Source organism: Sphingomonas leidyi (assembly GCF_011761945.1).
Lineage (GTDB): Bacteria > Pseudomonadota > Alphaproteobacteria > Sphingomonadales > Sphingomonadaceae > Sphingomonas > Sphingomonas leidyi.
In genome coordinates, this window is record NZ_JAASQV010000006.1 from 90,699 (window position 1) to 115,676 (window position 24,978).

Consider the following 24,978-nt stretch of genomic DNA (forward strand, 5'->3'; position numbering starts at 1 on the left):
ATCCGAGGCGGCCGGGGTCAGCGGATTGCCACCACTTTCGCGCCAACGTCTGTGGCCACATCCTTCCAGGCGCGGTCCGCGGTAAAGGCTGGGACCCCTAACCGCTTTGCAAGCGCCAGGCAGAAGCGGTCGCCGAGCGACAGCCCGGCCGCGCTGGTCGCAGCGCGCAGCGCTCCCGCCTCCCAACCCAGCGCCTCGTCAGCGGGCACGACGGTGTAGGGCAAGGCACCCAGCATCGCCCTGATCTCGTCAAGCGGAGCGCCGAGGTGAACGAAATGGCTCACAACCTCGGCCTGATTGAAGACCCCAACCGCCGCCTCACTCACCACGCCGGCGACCTTGCTTCCTCCGCGCTCCCCTTTCAGCAGGGCCAGGATGGCGGAGGCATCGAGAACCGCCTCCGTCACTCGCCGCTGTCCGTCCGGCGGCCGGCGAGGAAAGCGTCCACGGATGCGTCCGGATGCCCGGCATATTTCTTGGCGATCGCCTGCGCTCGCGCCACCGCCTGATGAACGGTCCTAAGAACCACCCCGTCCTCGGTTTCCTCCAGCAGCACCGCGCCGCCGCCCACCAGACCCAAGCGCTTGCGGATGCTCGCGGGGAGGCTCATGCGTCCGTTAGGGGTGATGTTCACTTGAACTGTCATGAGTCGCATTACTCCGGATGTGGCAAGCGCTCGACGATATACCACATCTGGCGATTTGAGGCCAGCATCGTCGAGCAAGCCCCACTACGCGCCGCTTGCCAACGATGTAATTAGCGATAACTGTGATTCCCGCTAAAAAGATGCTGGCCGAAATTCGGGGGCTTCGATACGATCCTGACCATGATCATCGACATCCTGTCGGTTGTACTGAATCGGTGGACGCACACGGCGAGCGTCACCTAGGGTCCGTCCACTCCTGAAATAGTGGACATTCTCCTCAAAAGAGCGGACGCTCGCCAAGCTGGATCAGCCGAGGCGTCGTATCATGCGAACCGCGGACCTGAAGACGGCGAGCGACGCTGACTGGGCAGAAGCGCACCGCCGCGAGAAGATCATCCGCCCACTAGCTGCCCTGGCCCGCGTCCCGGGCAACGCAGCCGCCGAAGCGCTGGATCATCTCGGGCTCGGTCGCGCCCGTTTTCACGAACTTCTCCAGCTTTATCGGGCGTCGCCAGTCGCCGCCTCGCTGTTGCCGCGCCCACGGGGCCGGGAGAGGGGAGAGCAGCGGCTTTCATCTGCTGCCGAGCAGTTGATCTCCCGAGGCATCGCGGAGTGTTACCTCACCCTCGAGAAGCCAAGTGTCCAGGCGCTCCGCCGCTGGCTCCGACATGAGGGGCAGAAGATCGGGCTGAAGGTGCCCAGCACCAAGGCGATCCAAGCGCGATTGGACAGACTGGCTCCCAAGACCGTCATGGCGCGCAGGCAAGGGTCGAAGGCCGCTGCTGACAAATGGGAGCCGACGCGAGGCGTGTTGAACGCCAGCTACGCGCTGGAGCTCGTCCAATCGGACCACACGCTGGTCGACGTGATCGTCGTCGACGATCTGTATCGCAAGCCAATCGGTCGGCCGTGGCTCACCCTGATGGTTGATATCGCGAGCCGCACGGTACCGGGGTTCCACCTCGATATGCTCGCACCCTCGGCCGTGTCGGTCGGCATGTGCATGCGTCAAGCCGTTCTCCCCAAGGCCGATTGGTTGGCCGAGCGCGGCATGAAGGCACCTTGGGACAATCAGGGTCTCATGGATCGGCTGCATCTCGACAATGCACGCGAGCACCGCTCCGATGCTTTGAAACGTGGTTGCCGTGCCCACTCGATATCGATCGAATACCGCCCGGTGCGTCGCCCGCACTTCGGTGGCCACATCGAGCGGCTGATCGGGACGGTGATGGGCACCGTCCATCTTCTGCCCGGCACTACCTTCTCCAATGTCGCGGAGCGCGGCGATTATGACTCCGAGGGTGAAGCGTGCATGACGCTGGGCGAGTTGGAGGTCTGGCTCGCCGCGCAGATCATCGGTCCATACCACGCCGAACGGCACCGCGGGATCGGCATACCGCCGGCGCTCGCTTGGGCCGAGGCGATGGACCGCCGACCGGAGCTGGGCCGCCTGCCGGTGGATCGCGCCACGTTCCTGTTTGACTTCCTGCCTTGCGAGCTGCGTGCAGTGACCCCGCACGGCATCGAGCTGTTCCACACGCATTATTGGCATGATGCGCTGTCGTGCTGGTACACGCGATCCGGGCAGACGATGCCAGTCCGCTGGGATCCGCGCGACCTTTCCCGCATCTGGCTCGAGCTGCCGCACGGTGAGCACCTCGAGGTGCCCTACCGCGACTTGCGGCGTCCCGCGATCACCCGCTGGGAACAGAGGGAGGCGGTTCGCGCCTTGCGCGAGCGCGGCCAGCAGGCCGTAGACGAGACGCTGATCTTTCAGGCGGTAGAGACGCAGCGGCTGATCGTCGCGGAAGCGGCTCACAAGACCAAGGCAGCACGGCTCGCACTTCAGAAGACTAAGGCGGCGCTGAATGACGCGCGCCGGGCCAGGAGCAGCGGCAAGCTCCCGCTCGAGCAGGGTAAACCTGCCACTCTGCCAAGGTCGACAGATAATGGGGCGAGTGATCGGCAGGCGCTTCCATATCTGGTGGAGGAGATGCCCCGGTGAGCGATCTGTCCCATCTCGCCGAGGGGTACCGCGAGCGCGCGATGTGGGCCGACAAGGAGCGGATCGCCTGGATCCGAATGGATCGGTGGCTCGGCTTTCCCAAAGCAGAGGTCGTGCGCAAGACCTTGGACGGTATGCTGCGCTACCCGCCGCGCACCCGTATGCCGTGTCTGCTGATCTACGGGCAGACGGGGATGGGCAAATCTCGCATCGTCGAGCGCTTCGAGGCAGAAAACCCGAGGGGCTTCAACGAGGCGACAGGCACGGCGACGATCCCGGTTGTGGCCGTTCAGCTGCCGCCGCAGCCGACCGATGGCGAGTTCTACGGCGAGGTTCTCGAGAAACTCGGCGCCGGCTTTGCGGGTCGCGGCGATGTTCAGCGAGCCCGGCAGCTCACTCGCCGGCTCATGGGGCAGGTGGGGGCTCGGATGCTGATCCTGGACGAGATCAACCACATGCTGGCCTGCACGCCGCGCCAGCAGCGTGTCTTCCTCAACACGCTTCGCTATCTAGCCAACGACCTGCAGATCCCGCTCGTCTGCACCGGCAACCACGAGGCGCGCGCGGCGCTGCTCACGGATGCGGCACTGGCCGAGCGGTTCGACGCGGTCGAGCTTGTCCGGTGGCAGAACGACGAGCCGTTTCGGCTGCTGATGGTCACGCTCGCTGCGATCCTCCCTTTACGCAAGCCATCTCAGCTGGAGGAAGAGCGATGCCGCACCGCCATCCTCGACCTCAGCGATGGGAACACCGGCCGCATCTTCCGGCTCGCCGAAACGCTGGCCGTACGAGCGATCGAGAACGGCACCGAGCGGATCGAGGTAGGAGACCTCGACGCCGACGATCTCGTGCTCCCCTCCGTCAGCATGAAGGCGTTGGCTCAGCGCCGCGGCCGCGGGCGAGCGAAGGCGGCGGTCGCTTGAGCCGTGGCTGGGTTGGCGCTGCCGATCGCGCCCCGTCCTCGTCCCGACGAGTTGCCGTCGTCCTGGCTCGGGCGGACCGCGGCCTGCTACGATGTATCGGTCGCCGAGTTCCGGCAGGTGCTATGGACGGCCGGTCCGAGCATGAAAGCGCGGCCGGATGTCGAGTGGGATCCGCACGAGGCGGAAAGCGTCGCAGCCGGTCTGCGGGTCGCGTTGGAGGTCGTGCTCAGCCTCGGGCTCAAGCGCCGCTGGCGGGGGCTCGCGGTGGACTGGTTGCCAAGCACTGACGGCTCCGGCCGAGCGCGAGGTGATCTCGATCTGGCCTGGTGCCACCATTGCCTTGCCGAAGCGCACGAGGCTGGCGGAGCTTATCTCGAAGCGGAGGCGGCGCTGCCGCTCGTCTTCTGTCATCGTCATGGCGCTTGGCGTCAGGATTATTGTCGGCGCTGTCGGCCAAAGCACGCGCCGCGGTTCACCTGGCCGAGCAGCATCGAGTTCGTGTGCGGAGACTGCGGCACGCCGCTCAGGGCGAGCCGCTGGGAGCAGCCGACACCAGCGGCTTATTTCGAGCCGGAGGAGACGGCCGCGGCGCTTCCAATCCTACTTGCGTTCGACGGGGAGGTTCGTAACGCGCTGCTCGGCCATCCCGCATGCTTGCCAGGGATGGAGCCTGTGCCCGCCCGCCAGTTCCTCACCGTGCTGCGCGATCTTACCCGAGCGCTGCTGGCGCCAAGCGCCCTCAAGACCAGTTACATCAACCTGTTCGACTGCCCCTTGCTTCCGATCATGCCGGAGCACAAACCGCACACATGGGGCGAACAGCCTTATTATGAGCTTTCGCCATCCGGTCGAGCTCACGTTCTGAGCGCGGTGGCAGCGCTCCTCGCCGACGAGCCCGTCAGCCGCCTGATGTCGGGCGCACATCTGCCTTTCCGCGAGCGCCTCACGCTGGAAAAGCTGCTCAACTATGTGCCTCGCTGGGTACAGGCATTGCTGATCCGAAGCAGTGCGGGCTGGCCTGCGCGCCTGCGCGTCCGCGTCGATGCCCATCAGCGACAAACGGGTATGGACGCGAACGACGTTCTGGCGCAGTTTAATGCGTGGCGGGCCGAGCGCGAGCAACGGCAACGCGAACGCACGTCGCTGATCGGGTAGTTTCGGCGGCGATAGGGCAGTAAGTCCCTCCAGCAACACGCTAATCAGCCAGTTCGATAATATACATTATGTTAAATGCAGAGCTTTTTGGATTTAGACTTTATGGATGGAGACAGGTCTGACGGACGTCTGACGATCTCGAACGCCGCGTTATGAACCCGCGTCTTCAGCCTCGATTGCCGCAACATCCATGTCTGGCGCCCGTACTACCTCAAGCGCGACGTTGGCGATCTCGACCGCGGTGATCTGAAGCTGCGTGATCGGCGTCGACGGCGCGTCCACACGCTCGAGGCCGTTCTCAGATATCTTGACGAGGAATCGGTCGACGTCGTTCAGGACGACGAACCTGATCGATTGTTCCTCGTCCAGCGCGAGCTGCTGGACGGTGCCCTCGTATGCGATCGTGAAGCACTCGTGGCTCGTCTTTGTCAGCACATAGGCGACGACAAACGAGTCTCCCTTCTTGACCGCTTGGACGGCCGGGTTGAGCCAGCCGAACGCGATCGCGTCGGTCTTCCCGCTAACTGCTTCCCGCTGCACCAACCAGTGCGCGATCGAGCCCGTCGCGGCTCCGATGAGGAGCATCGCGAAAAGCCACATTTCCAGCGCGAGGTCGGACGCATCGCGTGCCCCAGCGCCGCCGCGGCGAGCGCGCGATAGATATTTGGATCGAAGCCGGGGTCGAAACAGACGCTTGTCGCCCGGCACCATGCCGCCTGGGCGGCGAAGAAGCCGGTTCCCAGAAGGTGCCCTGCGATGGTGCCGAACACCACGATGAACAGCGTCACCGTAGAGTTCGGCCGGTCCGGGGTTGGGCTGAGGAAATCGGTGCGCTCGCCGACGCGCCACCCTGCCCAGAAGCAGAGCCCCAGGAAAAGCAGCAGCAGTGCGAGGAACAGCGAGTAGCTGAACGTCACGGCCGTTACGCCGTGGCGGGAACCGCTACATCCTTGCTGTCGCGGTCACCGCCAGCGCTTGGATCGACCACATATACGCCGTTCTCGACGCGCGAGGCCTGACGCACGGCCGCCCACGTGCCGAACCTCCCCTTCACCTGCCGGGCCAGCCGCATAGATTTGGCAGTGTTCACGCGCATGTCATTCTCCAACGCCTTAGATAGCGAATAATTCGTGAACATCCAACACGTGGCCGGGCGACGCCGGCCGGTGCTGTCGAGCCTACAGTCGGTCCTTAAGCGCCTTGGCCGGCGTGAATGTGATTTTCTTCGACGCCGCGATCGTGATCGCCTCGCCGGTCGACGGATTGCGCCCGGAGCGCTCGGGCGTGTCCTTCACCTTGAATTTGCCGAAGCCGGGAAGCGATATCTCCTCACCCTTGGCGGCCGCCTCCGCGATACCCTCGAGGAGCCCAGCCATGACCTCGAGGGCCTGCTTCTCGGTGACGCCCCGCTTGGCGGCAACGTCCTTGGCCAGATCCTTGGTGTTCATCGTCAAGCACGCTCCCCTTCATCTGTCGCTGTAGCGACCTGAAGCGATAATCGCGTCAGCGCAAGACAGGTAGCGCTCGACGATCCAGCTGACGCCTGGGGAGGCCGGCCACGCAGGTTGAAACCCGTAGGTTTCTCAAAGCGCAGAGCACAAGCCGGATTAGCCGGCGGGACCACATTAGCGTGGCTCGCTTCGGCAAACGTCGCATCAGCCGCCTGCCTTGACGGCGTGCCGGCCACGCGGTTTGGCCGCAATCGCTATGCTCGACAGATCGGTCGCGCGGTCGATTGGCACGCCCGCCGCTTTCCGCTCTGAGTAGCGATCAACAAGCTGAACCGCGTGCGGGCGCAGCAGCACCGTGAACCGCACCAGTTCCTCCATCATATCCACGATCCGGTCATAGTAGCTGGACGCCTTCATGCGCCCCGCGTCATCAAACTCGTTGAACGCCTTGGCAACGCTCGATTGGTTCGGGATCGTGATCATTCGCATCCAGCGACCCAGCACGCGCAGCGTGTTGACGCTGTTGAACGATTGCGATCCGGCCGACACCTGCATGACCGCCAGCGTGCGCCCCTGTGTCGGACGCATCCCGCCCATAGAAAGCGGCAGATGATCGATTTGAAGCTTCATAATGCTCGTGATCTGGCCATGCCGCTCCGGGCTGCACCACACCTGCCCTTCCGACCATAAGGACAGCTCGCGCAGCTCGTGGACGGCCGGATGGTCGTCGCCAGCATGTTGGTCAGGCAGCGGCAGGGTCGATGGATCAAAGATGCGCGTCTCGCAGCCGAAGAACCGGAGCAGGCGTGCCGCTTCCTCAACGCACAGCCGGGAGAAGGACCGTTCGCGCAGCGAACCGTAGAGCAGAAGGATACGCGGCGCGGGATCGAGCGGGCCGAGCCTCACGGCGGGTCGCTGGATGGCATAGGCCGGATCGAGCGCCGGCATGATATTGGGATCGGCGAGCGTGCGGAGCGGCATCAGAGGGCTTTCACGAGGTAGGCGGCCGACGCGGGGCACAGTGCGGTGAATTCGCGCGATGCGGCGATGGCCGAGGGAGCAGCGCCGCGATCGGCATCGGCATAGCCGAGCGCCCGGAAGAATGGTGCGGCCGTGGTCGTCAGGAGGTGCAGGCGCTCCACCCCGAGGTCGTGTGCCTGTCGTTCGAGGGCGGCGACCAACACCCGCCCGAGGCCATGTCGACGTCGATCGGGGACGACGACGATCGAGCGGAGCAAGCGGTCGGACCCTTCTCCCTCGAGCCCACCGAAACCGACGAGGCTATCGGCCTCAATCCGGATGATCAGGCGGCCGGGATCGGCGATATCGGCACTCGGCAGGTCCGCGGCATCGAGCAATTGTGCCAAGCCAGCCAGACCGGCAGGTTCGAGCAACGTGGCGACCGTTCTGGTCATGCGATGCTAATCCTGATTGCAAGCGCCGCGAGCGTGATGAGCAGCACCGGTACGGTGAGCGTGACGCCGACACGGAAGTAATAGCCCCATCCGATCCGCACGCCCTTTTGCCCGAGGACATGGAGCCAGAGCAGCGTCGCGAGTGAGCCGATCGGCGTCAGCTTGGGGCCGAGATCGCAGCCGATCACATTGGCGTAGATCATCGCTTCCTTGATCGCGCCGCTCGCGTGCGTGGCGTCGATCGAGAGCGCGCCCACCAGCACCGTCGGCATATTGTTCATAACCGACGACAGGACCGCTGCGATGACGCCCGTTCCTAGCGCCGCGCCCCACACGCCGCCTTGCGCGGTGCGATCCAGCAGTGCTGCCAGATGGTCGGTCAGGCCGGCGTTTCGCAGGCCATAGACGACCAGGTACATGCCGAGCGAGAAGATCACGACCTGCCAGGGTGCGCCGCGCAGCACCTTGGCCGTTGGGATCACATGGCCTCGCCCCGCGATCACCAGCAGCAGGATCGCGCCGGCAGCGGCGACGGCGCTGACAGGGACGCCGAGCGGTTCGAGCAGGAAGAAGCCGGCGAGCAGCAGTGCAAGAACGATCCAGCCCGCGCGGAATGTCGCGGCATCGCGGATCGCGTCACGCGGCGCGCGCAGCGCGCCTACGTCATAATCCGCCGGTATGTCGCGCCGGAAGAACAGCAGCAGCGCGCCAAGCGTCGCTGCGATCGACACCAGGTCGACCGGCACCATCACGGACGCATAGTCGCCGAACCCGATCCGGAAGAAGTCGGCCGACACGATGTTGACGAGGTTCGACACGACCAGCGGTAGGCTGGCGGTGTCGGCGATGAACCCCGCCGCCATGACGAACGCCAGCGTCGCCTTGTCGTTGAAGCCCAGCGCCCGCAGCATGGCGATGACGATCGGCGTCAGGATCAGCGCCGCGCCGTCGTTGGCGAACAGCGCGGACACCGCCGCACCGAGCAGCACGATCAGAACGAACAGCCGGCGACCATGCCCCCTCCCCCAGCGCGCGACATGGAGCGCCGCCCATTCGAAGAATCCGGTTTCATCGAGGAGTAGGCTGATAACGATGATCGCGACGAACGCGGCTGTCGCGTTCCAGACGATGCCCCACACCACCGGCACGTCGGACAGCGTGACGACGCCTGCAAGCAGCGCCACGACGGCCCCGCCCATCGCGCTCCACCCGATCCCGAGGCCTTTGGGTTGCCAGATGACGAGCGCGATCGTCGCAACGAAGATCAGGACAGCAAGGAGCATCAGGCGACGCGCTGGCCCGATGCGTCCACCACTTGCTCGCCGTCTTCCTTTGCGAACGCTCCGAGCTGATTGGTCGGCAGCAGGTCGAGCACGGCTTCGGAGGGCCGGCAGAGCTTCACGCCGAGCGGCGATACGACCAGCGGCCGGTTGATGAGGATCGGATGCGCCATCATCGCGTCCACCAGCGCGTCGTCGGATAGCGACGTGTCGCCCAAGCCCAACTCCGCATAGGGCGTCCCCTTCTCGCGCAGCAGTTCGCGGGGTGTCATGCAGGCGCGATCGATCAGCTCGACCAGCAACGCGCGGGCTGGAGGGGTTTTCAGATACTCGACCACGTGCGGCTCGATGCCGGCGTTGCGAATAAGGCCGAGCGTGTTGCGCGACGTGCCGCACTCGGGGTTGTGATAGACGACGACATCGACGGCCACAGGGCGTCCTTTCAGCAGCAGGGGGTGAGTTCGGCGACGAGCGGCGCGCACAGCTCCGCATTGCCGGCGCAGCAGTCCTTGACGAGGAACAGCGTCAGCGCGCGCAGGCCGTCCAGATCGACACGGTAGATGATCGAGCGGCTATGCCGTGCGGAGCGGACCAGGCCAGCGCGGGCGAGGATGCCGAGGTGCGCCGACAGGGTGTTCTGCGGCACGTCGAGCTGACGCGCGATATCGCCGGCAGCCAAACCATCCGGTTCGTGCCGTACCAAGAGGCGGAACGTGTCAAGGCGCGTTCCTTGTGCAAGAGCACCCAGCGCCGAGATGGCATCCTCGTTTTCCATATATCCAGCATAATGGATATGCTTGGTGTGTCCAGCCCCGTATACCCTGCCTTACCGGTCGTTGGCCGGGATGGTTGGGGCCAGGGCTTGGTTGATGCGACAAGCAGCGACCCTGTTGCGGCTACCAGTATTTTGAGATTGCGCGGAATTGCTCCACCGCGACTTTCGTGCCCTCACCTTCTTCGGCATGAACAGGGCAATGATCGATATGATCGTTGATAAACGCTTGCTTGGCGCTGGCGATGATCTCGTAATGATGAGCGCGATCGGGAAGCATCTGGAAGATGGTCAGGACGAGGAACAGGCCATCGCCGATGGCGCGATGGAACGGGTGCGTCCGGTCCTGATGACCGCGATGGTGGCGTCGCTCGGGTTGTTGCCGATGGCGCTTGCCACTGGAACTGGCGCCGCGGTGCAGCGGCCCTTGGCGATCGTCGTGATCGGCGGTCTAATCACATCGACCGTGCTGACCCTGCTGGTGCTGCCGGCGATCACCGCCTGGGTGTCGCGGTTGAGGCCGCGACGCCGGACGGACACGGCCTTATCCTCGGCCTGACAGTCGCGAGAGTGGGAGGCGTTGCGGTTCTGTTCCGCGACGCCTCCCATCCTTCACCGACTAACGATGAAGATGGTCCTCGTCCCCGCATTGACGATCTGACCCTTCGGTCTGGATCGTGCTATGCTCGATCTCGTATTTTTCCAGAAGGACGGCCTGGACAGCGGTGCGAGTGGCATCGACGTCCGCGCCCTCCTTCAGCACGACATGGACCGTGCAACTCACATCGTCGTTGCTCATCGACCAGACGTGAAGATCGTGGAGGCCGGCGACGCCGGGAACGCCGGCGATTGCCGTGCGGACCTCGCCGAGCTTCAGTCCACCCGGCACGCCTTCGAGCAGCACGTTGGTCGTATCGCGGAGCAATATCCACGTCCGCGGCAGCACCCACAGCCCGATCGCTACTGCGACGATGGGATCGATCCAGGTAAAGCCGGTGAACTTGATGGCGAGCGCGCCAAGAATCACGCCGATCGAGCCGATCATGTCGGCCCACACCTCCAGATAGGCGCCCTTCACGTTGAAGCTGGCGTCCTTGCCCGCTGTCAGCAGCCGCATCGAAATCAGGTTCACGACGAGACCGATCGCCGCGACCGCCATCATGCCCCAGGACTGGACTTCCTGCGGCGCATTGAAGCGTTTGATCGCCTCCACGAACACATAGATAGCGATGACGAACAGCAGCACGGCGTTGAACGCCGCCGCCAATATCTCGAACCGCCGGTAGCCGAACGTCCGCTTTTCGTCGGCTGACTTGCCGCCGAGCTTGATCGCCATCAGCGCGATCACGAGCGCCGCGACATCGGTCATCATGTGCGCGGCGTCGGAGAGCAGCGCGAGACTGTTGAAAACGAACCCGCCGATTACTTCGGCGACGAGATAGGTGGCGGTCAGCCCCAGCGCCCAGGTGAGCATCTTCGCGTTGGCGCCCGCCGTATGGTCGTGGCTATGGCCGGCTGCGCCATGATCGTGCGGCATCAGGAAGTTTCCCAAGTTTCAGAAATGAACGGCCCCACAACCCGTTCGAGAAGGGGTGCGCAGATTGAGTTACGATAAACCCTCACGTTGTAACGCTCCGGGTTCGATAATCATGACCAGAGCGATACTCGTCGTCCGGTTGCACCGAACAGCCGCGCAAGGGGCCGCCGACCGAACAGGAAATCCACGCCGGCGACAGCGGCGTCGCGAGCCGAGTGCCCGGCCGCCATCTGTTTCGCTGCACCGATCGCCGTGAGCTCCTAGTCGATTTCAAGGATGAAGGATTGGCAATCGCCGGCGTGCAGGCCGTGACCGCACGCCGGGTCGTCGTCGCCCTTCGCCCCAGTTTCGAGATGGGAAAGCACAGCAGCGAAATTAGGGCTTGCTCCTCTAGAGACTGTAGGTTGCATGAGCGCAACCTGCGACATGAATCGCGGGAAATCGGATGAGCAAGCACCAAGTTCGACAGAAAAGCTGGAAGAGGAAGAGCCTAGTCGCAGTTCTGCTCCTCGCATTCCCCGTGTCGGGATCACTGGCGCAGACGTCCGCACCGTCATCGGCCGTGCCTTCGGAGCCTCCCTTCACCCTTGAGCGCGCTCTGGCGCTTGGCGGCGCCGTTTCTCCTTCGATTGCGGCCGGAACTGCAGGCGTACAGGCCGCGACGGCTGGTCGCCGCGTGGCGGCGCTTCGCCCCAACCCCGAGATCGTCGTCGAAACCGAGAACGTCGCCGGCAGCGGCGAATATCGCGGACTCCGCAGCGCGGAAACTACCGCGGGCTTGGCGCTTCCGATCGAGCTTGGCGGCAAGCGATCGGCGCGAGTCGCGGTCGCGGACGCGCAGATCGACCGGGCGCGGATCGGCGCGGCCATCGCGATCGCCGACCTCACACTCTCAATCACGCAGAGCTACATCGAGGCTGCGGCGGCCGAGCGGCGGTTGATTGTCGCACGCGAGCAAGCCGGCCTTGCGGCTGAGGGCGCGCGGGCGGCACGGGTGCGTGTGACAGCAGGCGCGGCGTCGCCGATCGAGCAACAGCGCGCCGAGGTGCTTCGCATCAACGCGGAGACCGCGGTGGAACGGGCCGCGCGCACTGCCGAGGTGGCGCGCGCGAACCTGGCGAGGCTGATCGGCCAGCCCGTGACCGGGCCGCTGGATACGGCTTGGTTCGAGCGGATCGGCGGCTACGGACCCACCCAGCTTATCTCGGCCGAGGGCACGCTGGCGCTGGCAGCGGCCAATGCTGACGCGCGCACCGCGAGCGCCCAGGTCCGGCTCGCGCGGGCGCAGCGCATCCCCGACGTGACGGTGAGCGCGAGCGCGCGCCGACTTGAGGCAACGAACGATGTGGCGGCGGTATTCGGCGTGTCGGTCCCCTTTCCGGTGTTCAACAATGGTCGCGCGGCCATTGCCCAGGCCCAGGCACAGGCAACCCAGGCGGAGGCGCTACGCCGGGTGGCGTTGCTAGAGGCCGATCGGTCGATCGCGAGCGCGCAGGCCGAGCTTGCCAATGCCGCGACGACCGCGCGCACGGCGGGAGGACCGGCGCTGACCGCAGCCGCGGAGGCCGCCCGCATCGCACGCCTCGGCTACGCGGCGGGCAAGTTCAGCCAACTCGATCTTTTGGAGGCCGAGCGGACGCTTCGCGAAACGCGCGCCGCAGCGATCGACGCCCTTGCCACATACCGCGACGCGGAGGCCCGCCTGGCGCGGCTCACCGCGCCAGCCACCCTATCGGCCGAGCAGACGCCCTCGAGTGCGCGCCTCGCCATCCCCGGAGATATTCGATGATCTTATCTGACAAGCGTTTGTTGGGCGGCGTGGCAGCGGCGGTGCTCGTTGCGGCGGCGGGCGGGTTCACCGTCGCACGATGGACGGCCGACACCCCGGCCGCGCCCGCGCCCGAGGGTGGCAAGTCCGAGGCGGCCGAAGCGGAGGCGGCGCCGAGCGATACGCTCCCGATGAGCGCCGAGATGATGAAGAGAACGGGCGTCACCACCGAAACCGTCAATCCAGGCGGGTTGGCGGCCGAGATCGTGGCCCAGGCGACGGTCGCACCGTCGCCCACGGGCGAGGCGATCGTGACGGCGCGCGCGGGGGGCGCGGTGACGCGGGTATTCAAACGATTGGGCGATCCTGTCAGACGCGGCGAGGCGCTGGCGATCGTCGAAAGCCGCGACGCCGCCCAGATCGCGGCCGACCGGACAGCGGCCGCGGCGAAAGCGACTCTTGCCCAACGCAACCTTGCGCGCGAACGCTATCTTTACGGCCAAAAGGTCTCGCCGCGTGTTGACCTCGAAACGGCGCAGGCGGAAGCCGCATCAGCGGCGGCCGAGGCGCGGCGTGCGAGCGTCGCGGCAGGAGCGGCCAATGTCACCAGCGACGGGCGCGGCGTCGTCGTCGCCTCTCCAATCGCGGGACGCGTGACATCGGAAAATGTCAGCCTGGGCGCGTTCGTGCAACCGGAGACCGAGTTGTTCCGCGTCGCCGATTCCAGTCAGATACAGATCGAGGCGGCGGTTGGACCTGCGGACGCGCAGCGGCTCGCGCCTGGTGACAGGGCGATCATCGACCTGCCAGACGGATCCACGACCAGCGCCCGTGTTCGCGCCGTGACGCCGACCTTGAGCGGCGAAACTCGCGCTGCGACCGCGGTGCTCGACGTGATCGGCGGTCGGCTTCAGCCGGGCTTGGCCGTGCGCGTGCGGCTGTTTCCGAGCCGCAGCGGTGCATCGACCGCGATCGTGGTGCCCGAGGAGGCGGTGCAATCGCTCAATGCTCGCGACGTGGTGTTCGTCCGCACGCCCAAGGGGTTCAAAGCCGTCCCCGTCACCACCGGGCAGCGCAGCGCCGGCCGCATCGAGATCGTGTCCGGTCTCGCATCGGGTCAGACCATCGCCACCAAGAACGCATTCCTGCTCAAGGCCGAACTCGGCAAGGGCGCGGGCGAGGAAGAATAACAGATGATCGTCAATCTCATTGCGCTGGCTGTCCGCGCGCGTTGGGCGGTTCTGTTCATAATTTTGGGGATCGCCGGCATCGGTGTTTGGCAGCTCACCAAGCTGCCGATCGACGCCGTGCCCGACATCACCAACAACCAGGTGCAGATCAACACGGTCGATCGGCGTCTTTCGCCGGTCGAAATGGAAAAGCTCGTCACTTATCCGATCGAGACCGCGCTTGCCGGCATCCCCGGCCTAGAGACGACCCGATCGATTTCGCGCAACGGTTTCAGCCAGGTCAGTGCGATCTTCTCCGAAGGCACTGACCTCTATTTCGCGCGGCAGCAGGTAGGCGAGCGGCTGACCCAGGCGCGCGACACGCTTCCCGATGGTGTCCAGCCGCAGATCGGCCCCGTGACCACCGGGCTCGGCGAAATCGTGATGTATACGGTCCGCTTCGCCAATCCGGGAGGAAAAGGAGCCAGGAGCGCGAACGGCCAGCCCGGCTGGCAGTCTGACGGGAGCTATCTGACGCCGGAAGGCGAGCGGCTGACCAACGAGGTTGAACAAGCCGGATACCTGCGCACCGTGCAGGACTGGATCGTCCGGCCGCAGCTACGTTCTGTTCCCGGCGTGGCCGGCGTCGACTCGATCGGCGGATATGCCAAGACGTTCGTGGTCGAACCCGATCCGGTGAAGCTCTCCACCTACGGCATCTCCTACAGCGAGCTTGGTGAGGCTCTGGAGAACGCCAATCTGGCGGTAGGCGCTAACTACTATAATCGCGGCGGTGAAGGCTATCTCGTGCGCCTCGACGCGCGGGTGCGCTCGGTGGACGAGATCAAGAACGCCGTCGCTGCCACCCGAGGCGGCGTGCCGATCACGGTGGGACAGATCGCCAACGTTGAGAGCGGGGGCGATCTTCGCACCGGCGGGGGCAGCGTGAACGGCAAGGAAGCCGTGATCGGCACCGTTTTGATGTTGATCGGCCAAAACAGTCGGATCGTCGCGCAGGACGTGGCCGCGAAGCTGGATCAGATCGGGAAAACATTGCCGCCGGGCGTCGAAGTCGAGATCGTGCTCGATCGCGCCAAGCTCGTCAGTGCCACGGTCGCGACGGTCGAACGTAACCTGACCGAGGGCGCGATCCTTGTTGCCGCGGCGCTATTTCTGTTGCTCGGCAATTGGCGCGCGGCGCTGATCGCGGTGCTCGTGATCCCGTTCTCGTTCCTGATGATGGCGATGGGGATGAACGCCTTTCGCGTCCCCGGAAACCTGATGAGCCTGGGCGCGCTCGACTTCGGCCTGATCGTCGATGGCGCGGTCATCATCATCGAAAACTGCCTGGCGAGGCTCGCGCACCGGCAGGAGCATGAGGGGCGGCTCCTCACCCTTCGCGAGCGGCTTGAGGAGACCATGCGGGCCTCCCAGGAGATGATTAAGCCCACCGTGTTCGGGCAGGCAATCATCCTGCTCGCGTTCGCGCCGCTGCTCATGTTCACCGGCGTTGAGGGCAAGACCTTCTCGCCGATGGCGATCACGATCATGCTCGCGCTTGTCGCCGCGTTCATCCTCGCGCTGACCTTCGTGCCCGCGATGGTCGCGCTGCTGATCCGGGGCCGCGTCGCCGAGAAGGAAGTGTGGCTGATCGCCAAGACCAAGGCACGCTATCTACCGCTCCTCGACAAGGCAATTGCGCGCCCGTGGCCGTTCATCCTTGGCGGCCTGGCATTCTTTCTGGCGGCGATCCCCGCGTTCGGGCTTCTGGGAAGCGAGTTCATCCCCCAGCTCGACGAGAAGAACATCGCGCTCGCGTCCACACGCGTGCCATCCGTCAGCCTGGAACAGTCGTTGGTGATGCAGCGCGAGGTTGAAGCGGCCGTCACCAAGCTGCCCGAGGTCGAATTGATGTTCTCGAAAACCGGCACGGCCGAGGTCGCGACCGACCCCATGCCGCAGAATATGTCGGACGGGTATGTAATTCTTAAGCCGCAGGATCAGTGGCCGGCAGGCGTCCATACCAAAGCGGACGTGATCGAGCGGATTGAGAAAGCGTCTCGGGGTCAGCTCGGTCAGCTCTACGAGATGAGCCAGCCGATCCAGCTCCGCTTCAACGAGCTGATCGCCGGCGTGCGCGGAGACGTCGCGATCAAGCTCTACGGCGACGATCTCGACAAGATGGCGCAGACCGCTGGCGAGATGGTCCGCATTCTACAGTCGATCCCCGGAGCGGGCAGCGTCAAGGCCGACCAGGTTGGCGGTGCGCCCACGCTCGACGTCAAGCTCGATCGCGCCGCCATCGCGCGCTACGGCCTGACGGTTAGGGAAGTCGCCGATACCGTCTCCGCGGCGTTGGGCGGTCGCGAATCCGGGTTGCTCTACGAGGGCGACCGGCGGTTCGACATCACCGTGCGGGTGCCCGAGGCTACACGAATCAACCTCGATGAAATTCAGGCGCTACCGGTGTTGCTGCCCAGCGAAGCCGGCCAAGCGCGCCAGCAGGTGCCGCTTGCCCAGGTGGCGCAGATACGCGTCACCGAGGGGCTGAATGAGATCAGGCGCGAGAACGGCAAACGTCGCCTCGCCATCCAGGTCAACCTCTTAGGTCGCGATGCCGGGTCGTTCGTCACAGAGGCACAAGCCAAGATCGCGCGGGTGAAGCTGCCTGCCGGTTATTATCTTGAATGGGGCGGACAGTTCCAGAGCCTCCAGGATGCGAGCCGCAGGCTCGCGGTCGTGGTGCCCTTGTGCTTCCTTGCCATCTTCGGGTTGCTTTACATGGCGTTGGGCGGGTTCGCGCGCGCCGGGGCGGTATTCTTGGCCGTGCCCTTAGGGCTGGCGGGCGGTGTGTTCACGCTCGCGCTGACCGGCATCGCCTTTTCGGTGTCGGCCGCGGTCGGGTTCATCTGCCTTGCCGGCGTTGCCGTGCTGAACGGACTGGTCGTGATGACCGCGATCCGGGAGCGTATCGAGAACGGCGCGCCGATCGCCGAGGCGATCCGCAACGGCATGGCGGACAAGATGCGCGCGGTTGTAATGACCGGGTTCGTGCCGGCGATCGGCTTCGTGCCGATGGCACTCGCGCACGGCACCGGCGCCGAGGTGCAAAAGCCTTTGGCGACGACGGTGATCGGCGGCCTAATCGCCGCCACCATCCTGACGCTGCTCGTCCTTCCCGCCATTGCGCGGGTGGTGCTCGGCTGGGGCGAGCGGGCGAGCAAGCGCGGTGATCCCGCACGGCATGATCCCGAACCGCACGACGGCGGGGGAGCGCACCAGCTCCCTGGACCGGGCACGATATGAAAATGGAGCCAAGCATGAACCAGCAAGCCAGACTGCTCCGCATCTACACCGACGAGGCCGCCTATGTCGGAGATCGCAAGGTCTATGAGGTTGTCGCCTCTCGGGCGCGAGACGCCGGGCTTGCCGGAGTGACGGTCCTGGAGGCGCTCATCGGATTCGGCCGATCGGCGCACGTCCACCGTCGCCATGTGCTCGAAAGCGACCGCGCCGTGGTCGTCGAGATCGTCGACGAAGACCCTAGGCTGCGTTCGTTTGCGACCCAGCTCGCCGACGTTCCGGAGATCGGACTGATTACCTTGGAGGCGGTCGAGATCATTACCCCGACGGCCGACGCTGACCACAACGGAGGGGCGAAACGATGATGAGGCAAGTCGATCTCTTCCCTTCGGAGGCGCATCCAGCATCGTTGCGCCGCTTCGTCATGCTGGTCGCGCTAACCGCGCTTGCCATGATCCCAGCCATTATTCTGAGGATCGAGGGGTGGCGGCCAAACCCTCTGCTCGACGCCATGCTGTTCGGCGCTGCCATCCTGGCAGCCGGCTTCTACCTGTCATGGGGAGCGGAAGCCGCGGAGTCGCGCATCTCCGCGGGCCTGATCGTCGCCATCGTGGCGCTGATCACCGTGCTCCCGGAATATGCCGTGGACTTCTACTACGCCTACTCGGCTGGGGCTAATCCAGGGTCCAATTACGTCCACTATGCGGCAGCAAATATGACCGGTGCGAACCGGCTGCTGGTCGGCATCGCCTGGCCGCTTCTGGTGCTGCTTCATTGGCGCAAGACAGGCGAACGCGCAATTTCGCTTTCTAGCGCCAACCGGGTCGAGATCCTCTTCCTCCTCGTGCCCAGCCTTTATGCGTTCAGCGTCCTCTTGAAGGACGCAATCAGCATCGTCGATACGGTCCTGCTCATTGCTTTGTTCGGCCTGTATATGTGGCGAGCGAGCGACAAGGGTGAAGGCGCGGGCAGCGACGACGACGATGATGACGAGCCCGGTCCTGCGGCTGCGCTCACCCTGCTCTCTCCGACGCGCCAATGGCTTGTCATGGGCGGACTGACCTTGGTGGCAGCCGCTGTAATCCTCGCGTCGGCGGAGCCGTTCGCCGAAGCGATGGTCGACTCCGGCCGTCAGCTCGGGTTCGACGAGTTCCTGCTGATCCAATGGCTCGCGCCGCTCGCCAGCGAAGCCCCCGCGGTCACAGTCGCCATTCTCTTCGTGTTGGCGAGGCGGTCCGAACAGGGCTTAGCGACGATGATTTCCGACAAGATCAACCAGTGGACCTTGCTGGTCGGCATGTTGCCCCTCGCCGTCAGTCTAGGTGCGGGCCAGCTTTCGAGTTTACCACTCGACGCGCGCCAGCATGAGGAGTTCTTCCTGACCGCGGCGCAGTCGCTGTTCGGCATCGCCCTCCTACTTCGCCTCGGGCTGAGCTTGCTTGGGGCGGCAGCGCTTGCCGGGCTATTCATCGTTCAGGTCGTGCTCGCTGTAGCCTGGCAGGGTGATGAGGCACGCACTGTCGCCAGCTTGACCGCACTCGGCTGGTTTTACATCGTGCTCGCCGGCGGGCTCTTTGCTTTGAACGCCAAGTATCTGGCGGGACTCGTGGGTGCCATTCGACCTCAAAGGCATCGGGGAGAAAATGCATGATGTTTCGGCAATGACGATGGAACCGTTGGCAGGATGAAACAGCGGCACCCCGTCGTCCTCGATCGCGATTACGTGCCGCGCTGGGCCGCCCCGAGCTGACCGGTCTATACGATCATGCGATAGCGTTGCTGACGCGCGAGCGCCGATGGCGAACCGCGCTGCTGCAATTGGCGGCCCCCAGCCCGAGCGAAACGATTCTAGATGTAGGATGCGGGACGGGCAGCTTCGCAATCATGGTGAAGCGGCAATGCCCGGCCGCGCGCGTTATCGGGGTGGACCCCGACCCGTCCGTGTTGAAGATCGCCCACGCGAAGGCAGCCAAAACGCGCGCCGCGATCGAATGGACCGAGGCGATGGGTGACGAGCTGGCGAGGACCGGGATCGAGCCGGTCGATAAGGTCGTGTCGAGATTGATATTCCATCAATGCCCGCTTGTCATAAAACGGGCGATCCTTGACGCGATATTTGACGTTCTGCGGCCAAGCGGCGCGCGTTTCGTTGCCGACTATGGCGAGCAGCGCAGCCGGACGATGCGGGCTCTGTTTCGGCAGATTCAGCGCCTCGACGGGTTCGCGAACACCCAGCCGAACGCTGATGGCGTGCTACCCCGCATGTTCGCCGCGGCGGGGTTCGATCGCGTGATCGAGCGCCAGTCGATATCAACGCCGACCGGCTCCATTTCTATCTACTCGGCACACAAGCCTTAGCTCGGTATCAGCCGAAAAGGCGGGGGCGGACGGTTGCCTCCATCAAGGGCGCCTGTCGCGAGAACTCTCTGTCATCACGGCCCTCCGTCCGTAGCTGCCGGGCGTTCAGCGCCATTCCGGCGAAACGCTTCTGCCGTCGATCCTCTTGCGGGTAAGTATGGCCCGAGCAGCAGTAGCCCGACCCCGAGCGAAATCCACACGTCGGCGAGGTTGAAAACGAAGGGGTGCCAGCTCCCGAAGTGCAGCCCGAGGAAGTCGGTTACAGACCAGCGTGCGGCGCGGTCGATCAGATTGCCCACGGCGCCGGCCGCGGCGACCGCTAAGGCCGTGCGCTGCCAGCCCTGCGAGCGGTAGGCCCACGCGACAAGGCCGAGGGTCAGGATTGCCGTGAGCCCGATCAGGAGGGCGCGCCCGACGTCGCCATCAGAGGCGAGCAGGCTGAACGACACGCCCTCGTTAAAGGTCAGGCGCAGCGAGACGAAGGGCAGGAAATCGCCCGCCGGCCCATAGGGTTCGAGCGCAGCCCGCGCCCATGCCTTGGTCGCCAGGTCTAGCGCGGCCCCCGTGGCGATCAGCAGCGTGGCCGTGCCCGCTTTCATGTCCGCTGCGTACCCGCGAGGTCCTGGCGCCCGTCGCGGATGCGCGACATGCCGGCCAGTGTGCGCGAGCGAAGCGGGGGCAAATGCGAGCCTCGCCTAGTGAGCCGTCGCCGGGCCGGAACCCGAGCGAGATCGGTTGCGCCGATTCCAGGCAAACCCCACTGCGATGGCGACCGCCATCAGGAGTTGCGCCAGCACCGATTGCCAGGTGGGGAATAACCCTAGCATCGACAGCCGCGGCACGTCCGCGAGCGGTGCGATGTTGATAAGGCCGGCCTCCTGGAGAGCGGCGACGCCCTTGCCCGCAAGCACGACGGTCAGAACGGCCATGAGCCAGGAGCTATAGCGGAAGAACTGCGCGATCGGCAGCTTGCGGCTGTAGCGGAGCATTGCCCAGGCGATCACACCAAGCAGTCCAATGGCCGATCCGGCGCCGGCGAGCAGCATCCCGTTGTCACCTTGCGCGGAGAGAGCGGCGTAGAACAGGATCGTCTCGAAAACCTCGCGATAAACGACCACGAAGGCGAGTCCGAACAGGAACCAGCCCGACCCGCCCGAGAGCGCCCGCGACATCTTCTCGCGAATATAGCGCTGCCACTGATCGGCTTGCGCCTTACCGTGCATCCAAATCCCGACCGAGAGCAGCACGACCGCGGCGAACAGCGAGCCGAACCCTTCGGTCAGCTCCCGGCTCGCGCCGCTGATCCCGATTGCATAGGTGGCGACCGCCCAGGTGATTCCGCCCGCGATGATCGCGCTGACCCAGCCGCCATGAACGTAGCGCAGCGCCTCGCCGCGGTCGGCTTTACGCAGGAATGCGATCATGGCGACGACGATGAGCAGGGCTTCGAGCCCTTCACGCAGCAGGATCGTGAACGCGCCCAGGAACGTGGACGCCTCGGTGGCGGCATCGGGCGCGAGCGCCGCTTCTGCATCATCGAAAAAGCCGCCCAGCACCGTGACCTTCTCCGCGAGATCATCGGGCGATGCGCCCCGGTCGATCGCGGCGCGGAACTCCCCCATGGCGCCCTCGATTCGGCCCATCAGCGTCGCGTCGCGCGCGGTGAGCGTTGGTTCGATCGGCTCGAACCCATCGAGATAGGCTGACAGCGCCAGCTCTTTTGCCATCCGCGCATCGCCACGCCGGGCAGCGGCCACGCTTTCGGCGAGTTTGGCGCGGGCGACCGCGAGCGAGCCGGGAGCCTGTTGCATCACCTGTTCAGGGTGGCGACGCAGGAACGCGAGCACGGCGTCAGCCTTGGCGTCGCCGATCGCCGCGCCGAGCGCGGCCGGGGTGAGTGCGACCAGGGTTTTCAGGTCCGGGATGCGACGGCGAAGGGTCGGATCGGATTTCCACAGCCGCTCGCCTTCGCGCGCCTGCGCGTCCGTGAAGGCGAAGCTCCCGGCTCGGAATGCTACCGCCCAGCGCTGATCGTTCGGCAGATCGGCGAAGCTCTGCATCGCCGTCCCGTCGATGCCCTGCGTCACCACCTGATAGAGCGCGAAGACGCTGCGCTGGCGCGCACGTTCGGCATCGGTAAAGGCGATCGGGGGTGTCGCGAGCTTGGCGGCGTCGGGGCCACGGCCGTTGCCCGTCATGCCGTGACAGGACGCGCAGGATTGTTGGAACAGGGCATGGCCGGAGACGAGGTTCGGAGCCTTATCGGGCGCGAGCGGCACCGGGTAGGCGCGCAGCAGATCGGCCGCGAGCCCGTGCGCCAGTGTTGCCACCTGTTCAGTCGATCCCTTTTCCGCGATTACCGCTTGGAGGTTGGCGGCCCGCTGAATGAGGGCTTGGCGCTCCGGCTTCGCCGGCAGGCCTTGAAGCCGTGTCGAGACCGACGCGGCAAACTCATTCATTTCGGCGTATTCCGACGCGCTCTTGATCCGACCGTTCGCGACCGCGCCTCCATAATCGACGGCCATATAGTCGAGCAGCCGCCATGCGGTTTGCACGTCGCCGGGTTCGGCGAATGCCGCAGCAGGGATCAGCAGCGCAGCGAGCGCGGCGAGCAGCCGCAGCGAGAGCATTGCCCGGATCAAGGTGAGCAGACGCACTACCGCTCTCCCAGTTCGCGCCGAGCGCCAGTGACGATTTCATAAGCGGAGTGGAGGAACAGGAGGGCGATGAGGCCGGCGACGGCGAGGTCCGGCCAGGCGCTTCCTGTCCACGCCACCAGACCGGCCGCGGCGATCACCGCGACATTGGCGAGCGCGTCGTTGCGGCTGAACAGCCAGATCGCGCGAACATTGGCGTCCCCTTCCCGGAAACGCGCAAGCACCAAGGCGGACACGACATTGATCGCGAGCGCGACAACGCCGATTGTGCCCATCAGTTCGGCATCCGGCGCGGTTGCGTTCAGGGCGCGCCAAATCGCGAAACCGATTACGCCCACGCCAAGCGCACCGAGAAACAACCCCTGCGTCAGCGCGACCTTTGCCCTCGCCCGTGCGGACCAGGCAAGCGCGAGAAGACCGATAAGGCTGATCGACCCGTCCCCGAGAAAATCGAGGGAATCCGCTTTCAGCGCTTGGCTATCGGCGATGAACCCGCCGAACAGCTCGGCGACTCCGAAGCCGAGGTTGAGCACCACGACGGTCAGCAGCGCACGGCGATAGGCCGGATCGGTTTGCGCGCGCGCGGGCTCCCCGTGGCACCCGCAGCTTTCGGTAGAAGCATTCATGCGGCCTTCCTTACCACCTCCAGTCGCTGTAGAAGCAAGCGAAATGTGCGACACGTTCGCATTAGCAAGGATGGCATGATGAAGCCGGTGATGATTGGGCAGCTCGCCAGCGAGACGTCGACAAAAGTGACGACGATCCGGTTTTATGAGTCGATCGGGTTGCTGCGCTCCGCCCCGCGCACGGCGTCGGGCCGTAGAACCTATGATGCCAGCGACATCGAGCGTTTGCACTTCATCCGCAACGGTCGCCGGCTCGGCTTTTCGGTCGACGAAATACGATCGTTGATGGGGCTGGCGCAGAACCCGGACCAGGATTGTGGTGCCGCCTCAGCTATCGCTGCTCAGCACCTCAAGGATGTTGAGGAGAGGCTGGCGCAACTCGCGGTGTTGCGGGATGAGTTGGCAATGCTCAGCCAGAGCTGCACCAAGGCGCGCATGGCCGATTGTCGGATCATGAAGGCGATCGGCAAAGGCCACCCTCAAGCCGATCAGTAATAGTCGGCTAGCCTGAGGTCGCGCACATCACCCGAGGCCATCGTCAGCTTTACGAGGGTGCCAGCAGGCCGGGAGCGCACTTGCCAGAGCTCCCCACGCGTATAGTTCGCATCGATCGAATGGCCGTTCACCGCCACGATCCGGTCGCCGACCGCCCAGCCAGCCTTTTCCGCGGGACTGTTCGCCGCCACATGAACGACGGTGAGCGCCGTTGGTGAGGCTGCGAGGCCAAGGCCGCTACGGTCCTTCAGCATCGGCAGGCGACGACGAGGACCGAGTGGCCGGAGCCACACGAATCCGGCGGTCACGTCGAACACCACGTCGAATTGAGCGATCAGCGGTAGGCCGACATTGCCAACCGTGCTGGTGGAGAGCCAAGCTCTCATCCCGAGTGTGGGGACGTTCGAGACGCCAAGCCCTTCAATGTTGATGTTCTGGGTTGTGAAAGCATCGTTGACTCGCACGCCATCGACGCCGCCGATCGCCGCGGTCGAGACGAGCTTCCCGTTCAACAGCCCTTGATCGCGGGCATAGGCCGACGAGAGCATCAGCGCGGCCGAGCTGCCAAGATCGATCATCAAGGGCACGGGAGACAGGCCCTCGACGGAGGCCCGGATGAACAGCTCCTGCTTGGCACCGCGTCCGAGCGCGACAGCGCGCCAGTCGGGGCCGGCGAGAAACGTGCCTGACTTGACGACCGCCATACGCCTGTTCGCGAAATCGAGCGCGATGCAGCTGCCCGTGAACATATCGGCACCGAGGAGAACGTCGATCGGTCGTCCGAAGGCCGCCGACACTGAACTCAGATCACCAACAACGGCAAAGGGTAAGCGACGGGTTTCGCGGGCGAGCTGTACGTCGATGTCGCGGACCAGCAGCACCGGGGCCTTGGCGCTCAGCCCGCTAATCATGCGCCGCTCACCATTGTTCAAGCCGAGCTTCGCCGCGAGCGCCGTGCTCATGATCGACGCGCCGCTGCCACTGTCGAGCACCGCCCGCGCCGGCACTCCGCGCACTTGTGCCGAAACAAGGAGGGTATCACCCGTGCCGACTTCCAGCGGCTCCCATTCGAGGTGAGCCGCGCCGAAGTTCCACGAGGCCGCAGACCGGGAAGTCTGTCGCGCGAGCGTTGGAGAACCGAGCACCAAGCCGGTTCCACAGGCCACCAGCCGCGCCACTAATGAGCGTCGAGACATACCGATTGCTTCAACACGGGCCGTCAAAAAGCCACCTCCAGCCCCCCGTCCGCAGGAGAGCAAATTGCGGTTACATGCTCTAGCAACTGGAGGAGCAAGGGTTTTTGAAGCGCCCGAAATGCTATCCTGTTCAAATGCCCTCTCGAAAATGAGCAGTTGAGGCAGGTCAGGAACCGGTCGAATAAGACCGAAGTAGGCAATTTCGCTTGCGCGACCTTGGCG

The 24,978-nt window shown here is 65.0% G+C and carries 24 protein-coding genes and 1 pseudogene; 11 read left to right on the plus strand and 14 right to left on the minus strand.

The genetic code is table 11. From position 1 onward, the window contains the following. Positions 1 to 17: 17 nt before the first annotated feature. Both FHR20_RS20810 and FHR20_RS20815 read right to left on the minus strand, forming a co-directional pair. Positions 18 to 407, minus strand: a complete 390-nt coding sequence (locus FHR20_RS20810) for a type II toxin-antitoxin system VapC family toxin (RefSeq protein WP_126001902.1) — start codon at positions 405 to 407, stop codon at positions 18 to 20. Beyond that, positions 404 to 646: an AbrB/MazE/SpoVT family DNA-binding domain-containing protein gene (locus FHR20_RS20815; RefSeq protein ID WP_126001901.1), complete on the minus strand. Its 243-nt coding sequence runs from the start codon at positions 644 to 646 to the stop codon at positions 404 to 406. Before FHR20_RS20815 ends, FHR20_RS20810 begins: the two co-directional genes overlap by 4 nt. 325 nt (positions 647 to 971) lie before the next feature. Between FHR20_RS20815 and FHR20_RS20820 the strand changes: the two genes are divergently transcribed. The 3 genes from FHR20_RS20820 to FHR20_RS20830 are packed head-to-tail and all read left to right on the plus strand — an operon-like array spanning position 972 to position 4,729. Beyond that, positions 972 to 2,651, plus strand: coding sequence for a Mu transposase C-terminal domain-containing protein (locus tag FHR20_RS20820; RefSeq protein WP_093064536.1), 1,680 nt, complete (start codon positions 972 to 974; stop codon positions 2,649 to 2,651). Beyond that, positions 2,648 to 3,574 carry a TniB family NTP-binding protein gene (locus tag FHR20_RS20825; protein ID WP_093064538.1) on the plus strand — a complete coding sequence of 309 codons (927 nt, stop codon included), beginning with the start codon at positions 2,648 to 2,650 and terminating at the stop codon, positions 3,572 to 3,574. Before FHR20_RS20820 ends, FHR20_RS20825 begins: the two co-directional genes overlap by 4 nt. Positions 3,575 to 3,586: 12 nt before the next feature. Next, positions 3,587 to 4,729, plus strand: coding sequence for a TniQ family protein (locus tag FHR20_RS20830; protein ID WP_137862505.1), 1,143 nt, complete (start codon positions 3,587 to 3,589; stop codon positions 4,727 to 4,729). Positions 4,730 to 4,879: 150 nt separating this feature from the next. On the opposite strand, the gene FHR20_RS20835 is transcribed toward FHR20_RS20830, so the two are convergent. From FHR20_RS20835 to FHR20_RS20870, 7 genes are all read right to left on the minus strand, one after another. Then, positions 4,880 to 5,440 (minus strand): hypothetical protein, encoded by a 561-nt coding sequence (locus tag FHR20_RS20835; protein ID WP_137862506.1) that lies wholly within the window; start codon positions 5,438 to 5,440, stop codon positions 4,880 to 4,882. A gap of 467 nt (positions 5,441 to 5,907) precedes the next feature. Beyond that, the gene (locus tag FHR20_RS20845; protein WP_042469217.1) at positions 5,908 to 6,177 is read right to left on the minus strand and encodes an HU family DNA-binding protein; all 270 of its coding nucleotides are present in this window, start codon (positions 6,175 to 6,177) and stop codon (positions 5,908 to 5,910) included. A 207-nt stretch (positions 6,178 to 6,384) separates the two neighbouring features. Beyond that, the gene (gene arsH / locus FHR20_RS20850) at positions 6,385 to 7,161 is read right to left on the minus strand and encodes an arsenical resistance protein ArsH (protein WP_042469215.1); all 777 of its coding nucleotides are present in this window, start codon (positions 7,159 to 7,161) and stop codon (positions 6,385 to 6,387) included. After that, on the minus strand, positions 7,161 to 7,595 hold the full coding sequence (arsN2, locus tag FHR20_RS20855) for an arsenic resistance N-acetyltransferase ArsN2 (RefSeq protein WP_042469214.1): 435 nt from the start codon (positions 7,593 to 7,595) through the stop codon (positions 7,161 to 7,163). The genes arsH and arsN2 overlap by 1 nt, the downstream gene beginning before the upstream one ends. Continuing rightward, the gene (locus FHR20_RS20860) at positions 7,592 to 8,878 is read right to left on the minus strand and encodes an arsenic transporter (protein ID WP_042469213.1); all 1,287 of its coding nucleotides are present in this window, start codon (positions 8,876 to 8,878) and stop codon (positions 7,592 to 7,594) included. The genes arsN2 and FHR20_RS20860 overlap by 4 nt, the downstream gene beginning before the upstream one ends. Continuing rightward, a complete protein-coding gene (gene arsC, locus FHR20_RS20865) occupies positions 8,878 to 9,306 on the minus strand; it encodes an arsenate reductase (glutaredoxin) (protein ID WP_042469211.1) in 429 nt (142 codons plus the stop codon). The genes FHR20_RS20860 and arsC overlap by 1 nt, the downstream gene beginning before the upstream one ends. Positions 9,307 to 9,317: 11 nt before the next feature. After that, positions 9,318 to 9,650, minus strand: a complete 333-nt coding sequence (locus FHR20_RS20870; RefSeq protein WP_042469209.1) for an ArsR/SmtB family transcription factor — start codon at positions 9,648 to 9,650, stop codon at positions 9,318 to 9,320. A gap of 247 nt (positions 9,651 to 9,897) precedes the next feature. On the opposite strand from FHR20_RS20870, the pseudogene FHR20_RS20880 reads away from it, so the two are divergent. After that, positions 9,898 to 10,206 (plus strand): annotated as a pseudogene (locus FHR20_RS20880) (efflux RND transporter permease subunit); the annotation flags it as partial. Positions 10,207 to 10,266: 60 nt separating this feature from the next. Here FHR20_RS20880 and FHR20_RS20885 read toward each other — a convergent pair. Continuing rightward, positions 10,267 to 11,184, minus strand: coding sequence for a cation diffusion facilitator family transporter (locus FHR20_RS20885; RefSeq protein ID WP_064311253.1), 918 nt, complete (start codon positions 11,182 to 11,184; stop codon positions 10,267 to 10,269). Positions 11,185 to 11,629: 445 nt separating this feature from the next. Here FHR20_RS20885 and FHR20_RS20890 point away from each other — a divergent pair, with 445 nt between their 5' ends. The 6 genes from FHR20_RS20890 to FHR20_RS20915 all read left to right on the plus strand — a co-directional run bounded on the left by FHR20_RS20890 (position 11,630) and on the right by FHR20_RS20915 (position 19,782). After that, complete coding sequence (locus FHR20_RS20890) at positions 11,630 to 12,973, plus strand: TolC family protein (RefSeq protein WP_167301450.1); 1,344 nt, start codon at positions 11,630 to 11,632, stop codon at positions 12,971 to 12,973. After that, entirely contained in the window at positions 12,970 to 14,142 is a 1,173-nt protein-coding gene (locus tag FHR20_RS20895) for an efflux RND transporter periplasmic adaptor subunit (protein WP_064311257.1), read from the plus strand. The genes FHR20_RS20890 and FHR20_RS20895 overlap by 4 nt, the downstream gene beginning before the upstream one ends. A gap of 3 nt (positions 14,143 to 14,145) precedes the next feature. Further along, positions 14,146 to 17,427: an efflux RND transporter permease subunit gene (locus FHR20_RS20900; RefSeq protein WP_084445250.1), complete on the plus strand. Its 3,282-nt coding sequence runs from the start codon at positions 14,146 to 14,148 to the stop codon at positions 17,425 to 17,427. A 14-nt stretch (positions 17,428 to 17,441) separates the two neighbouring features. After that, complete coding sequence (locus FHR20_RS20905) at positions 17,442 to 17,789, plus strand: DUF190 domain-containing protein (protein ID WP_064311318.1); 348 nt, start codon at positions 17,442 to 17,444, stop codon at positions 17,787 to 17,789. Continuing rightward, on the plus strand, positions 17,786 to 19,075 hold the full coding sequence (locus tag FHR20_RS20910; protein WP_198161971.1) for a sodium:proton exchanger: 1,290 nt from the start codon (positions 17,786 to 17,788) through the stop codon (positions 19,073 to 19,075). Before FHR20_RS20905 ends, FHR20_RS20910 begins: the two co-directional genes overlap by 4 nt. A gap of 125 nt (positions 19,076 to 19,200) precedes the next feature. Then, positions 19,201 to 19,782: a class I SAM-dependent methyltransferase gene (locus FHR20_RS20915; protein ID WP_232318420.1), complete on the plus strand. Its 582-nt coding sequence runs from the start codon at positions 19,201 to 19,203 to the stop codon at positions 19,780 to 19,782. Between the two features lie 74 nt (positions 19,783 to 19,856). Here FHR20_RS20915 and lspA read toward each other — a convergent pair whose 3' ends face one another. The 3 genes from lspA to FHR20_RS20930 form a co-directional block, all read right to left on the minus strand. Next, positions 19,857 to 20,381, minus strand: coding sequence for a signal peptidase II (lspA, locus tag FHR20_RS20920; protein ID WP_064311259.1), 525 nt, complete (start codon positions 20,379 to 20,381; stop codon positions 19,857 to 19,859). A gap of 96 nt (positions 20,382 to 20,477) precedes the next feature. After that, positions 20,478 to 22,439, minus strand: a complete 1,962-nt coding sequence (locus tag FHR20_RS20925; protein WP_151954923.1) for a cytochrome c/FTR1 family iron permease — start codon at positions 22,437 to 22,439, stop codon at positions 20,478 to 20,480. Next, complete coding sequence (locus FHR20_RS20930; RefSeq protein ID WP_004212870.1) at positions 22,439 to 23,065, minus strand: cation efflux transmembrane domain-containing protein; 627 nt, start codon at positions 23,063 to 23,065, stop codon at positions 22,439 to 22,441. Before FHR20_RS20930 ends, FHR20_RS20925 begins: the two co-directional genes overlap by 1 nt. Before the next feature lie 78 nt (positions 23,066 to 23,143). Between FHR20_RS20930 and FHR20_RS20935 the strand changes: the two genes are divergently transcribed. Next, positions 23,144 to 23,560: a MerR family transcriptional regulator gene (locus FHR20_RS20935; protein WP_004212867.1), complete on the plus strand. Its 417-nt coding sequence runs from the start codon at positions 23,144 to 23,146 to the stop codon at positions 23,558 to 23,560. Here FHR20_RS20935 and FHR20_RS20940 read toward each other — a convergent pair. Continuing rightward, positions 23,554 to 24,756 carry an aspartyl protease family protein gene (locus tag FHR20_RS20940; RefSeq protein WP_082795033.1) on the minus strand — a complete coding sequence of 401 codons (1,203 nt, stop codon included), beginning with the start codon at positions 24,754 to 24,756 and terminating at the stop codon, positions 23,554 to 23,556. The two genes, FHR20_RS20935 and FHR20_RS20940, sit on opposite strands and share 7 nt — an antisense overlap. Positions 24,757 to 24,978: the final 222 nt, after the last annotated feature.